Here is a 2200-nt window from a genome sequence, read left to right as displayed (position 1 = left end):
GTCGAGGGTCATCACCGGGCCGCCCGCGTCGGCGGGCGCGATGCGAACCCACGAGCCGAGGTCGTCGTCTATCGCTTCCAGGTACAGCGTGTGCTGTTCGATCGCGGTTTCGGACCTCACCAGGACGCGCGCGCTCGGCGGGTTCTCCCTGCTCGCATCCAGGGTGGCTGCATCCGTAGCTGTAGTCATGCGCCAAGTCAGCCACAAACGCGGAACTCGCGTCGCAAGTTGTCCACAGGCGGGGAGCGGGTGAAAAGCCGATGATGCCGCAGTTCGCGATGACGTATGTCGTCTATTGGCCGCACGCCGGCGTGCTCAAAGTGGGCCGGGCGTGGCGGTTCGCTCGCGTTCAGGCAATGGTCGCGGCCGGCGCGCACCTCGTGGTGCTCGCACGCGGCACCGACGCCACGTGGGAGAGGGAAGCGCTGCGCTCGCTGCGCGAGTGGTTCCCGGCCGCGTTCCGCTCCGAAGTCGATGCGTGGCACCTGCTGCCGTTCGGCCGGGGCTGGACCGAGTGTTTTCGGGTTGCGCGGCACTACCTAGAGCTAGCTATCGACCTGTGTTTCGAGGGATTCGCGAGGGGTAATGACACGGGCAGCAACGAGACAGCGGACGATCGCGGCGAGCGATCTGCAGTTCGCGGGGTACATGAGAGCCCCGCACGAGGCGAAGCCGACCGCGCACGGCCTGTGGCTGCACACCGATCTGACCGGCAGGCGGGAGCTAGTGCCGGAACTGATCGCGGCCGACCTGTATCCGGGGCAGGGCGTGGTCGAGATGGTGATCGAGCACCTAGTGATGCTCGCGGACTCGGGGTTTCTGACGATCTACCAGGCCGAGGGGTCGGAATGGATCGCGCTCGCTCGGCCGCTGCGTGCGGACACCCGAACGGCGCCCCCCTCCGAGTGCCCGCCGCCGCCCGATCACGACATGTCGAGACATGTCGCGGCTGTGGGGGGAGCGCGGGAGAGGGCCGAGGCGCGAGTGCGATCGGAAGGGGCAGAACGGGCCGAGCAGTGGGCGCGGTGGTCCGAGCAGCAAGAGCGCGGCGCGCGACCGCAGCCGCCGGAACGGCCGCTGCTGCTGGATGCCCCGCCCTACGGATGCCCCGAGCACCCCGACGGCAAGTTCGGCAGCTGTGGCCCGTGCGGCACGGCCCGCCGGCGTCACGACACATGGCTGACCGAACGCCGCTACGCGAGACAGATGCAGTCCTACGAGGAAGCGATCGCCCATGACGATGAGCCGTTCTGACCGGAACAGCCTCGCGCTGCTCGAAACCACCCTCTCGCGCGTGGATGCCGCCGAGCAGCGCGCCGTGAGCGACCTCAACTCTGCGGGGTTCCGGTTCCGCAGCCTCGACGACGCGCGGGCCGCGCAAGCCGAGATCCGCGCCGCATTCCGAGCGCAGGCCGACGTCGTCGCCACCCTCGCCCGATCGAAAGGAAAGACACCGTGACCGGTGAAACCGTAATCACCATCGCGGGGAACCTCACCGCCGACCCCGAACTGCGGCACACGCAGCGAGGCGTGCCCGTGGCCGGGTTCACGATCGCCTCGACCCCGCGCACGTTCGACCGTCAGGCAAACGAATGGAAGGACGGCACCCCGCTGTTTCTGCACGCCTCGGTCTGGCGCGAGTTCGCCGAGCACGTCGCGGCATCGCTGCACAAGGGCTCGCGCGTCATCGCTACTGGCCGGCTCGTGCAGCGCAGCTATCAGGATCGCGAGGGCAACCCACAGCAGTCGATCGAGCTCGAAGTCGACGAGATCGGCCCGAGCCTGCGCTACGCGACGGCGACCGTGCAGCGCACCGCTGGCCGCGCCACGCAGCAGCAACTGCCGCGGCAGTTGGTCGTCGACGAGTCGGGCGCGTGGTCGGTCCCGGGAGAGGACACCCCGTTTTGAGCGTGCCTATCCCGTTCGCGAACGTCAGCGCGGAGCCCCGTAAGTTCGCCGCGAAAATGGCGATCGACGTCGAAATGGTCGACGCGATCGGCGTCGCGCGCGTCGTCGACTGCCTCGTGCGGTCTGTCGCGGTCGGGGCCGGCGTGCCGGCATCCGCGGTGCGTCACCGTGTCGCCCGCGAGCAGTTCATCGTGGCTCGTCGCACGCGCCTGCAGCGCGCGCTCGACCGGGCGCTGCGCCGTCGGCGACCCGAGCCGCAGGTGATGGTCGTCGTCCGCGCGTGGGCTTACAC

At 69.3% G+C, this 2200-nt stretch carries 5 protein-coding genes; 4 read left to right on the top strand and 1 reads right to left on the bottom strand.

The window, feature by feature from the left end; genetic code table 11:
- A partial coding sequence (locus tag LQV45_RS27190; protein ID WP_230009899.1) for a hypothetical protein occupies window positions 1-189 on the bottom strand: 189 nt, incomplete at its 3' end.
- Between the two features lie 396 nt (window positions 190-585).
- Between LQV45_RS27190 and LQV45_RS27185 the strand changes: the two genes are divergently transcribed.
- The 4 genes from LQV45_RS27185 to LQV45_RS27170 all read left to right on the top strand — a co-directional run.
- Window positions 586-1254 carry a hypothetical protein gene (locus LQV45_RS27185; RefSeq protein WP_230009897.1) on the top strand — a complete coding sequence of 223 codons (669 nt, stop codon included), beginning with the start codon at window positions 586-588 and terminating at the stop codon, window positions 1252-1254.
- Window positions 1241-1459, top strand: coding sequence for a hypothetical protein (locus LQV45_RS27180; protein WP_230009895.1), 219 nt, complete (start codon window positions 1241-1243; stop codon window positions 1457-1459). Before LQV45_RS27185 ends, LQV45_RS27180 begins: the two co-directional genes overlap by 14 nt.
- On the top strand, window positions 1456-1908 hold the full coding sequence (locus tag LQV45_RS27175; protein WP_230009893.1) for a single-stranded DNA-binding protein: 453 nt from the start codon (window positions 1456-1458) through the stop codon (window positions 1906-1908). Before LQV45_RS27180 ends, LQV45_RS27175 begins: the two co-directional genes overlap by 4 nt.
- Before the next feature lie 2 nt (window positions 1909-1910).
- The coding region (locus LQV45_RS27170) for a hypothetical protein (protein ID WP_230009890.1) at window positions 1911-2200 on the top strand (290 nt) is incomplete at its 3' end.

Source organism: Microbacterium sp. Bi128 (assembly GCF_918698205.1).
Note: the sequence above shows the minus strand (reverse complement) of the source record. Positions and strands in the feature narration are given on the sequence as shown.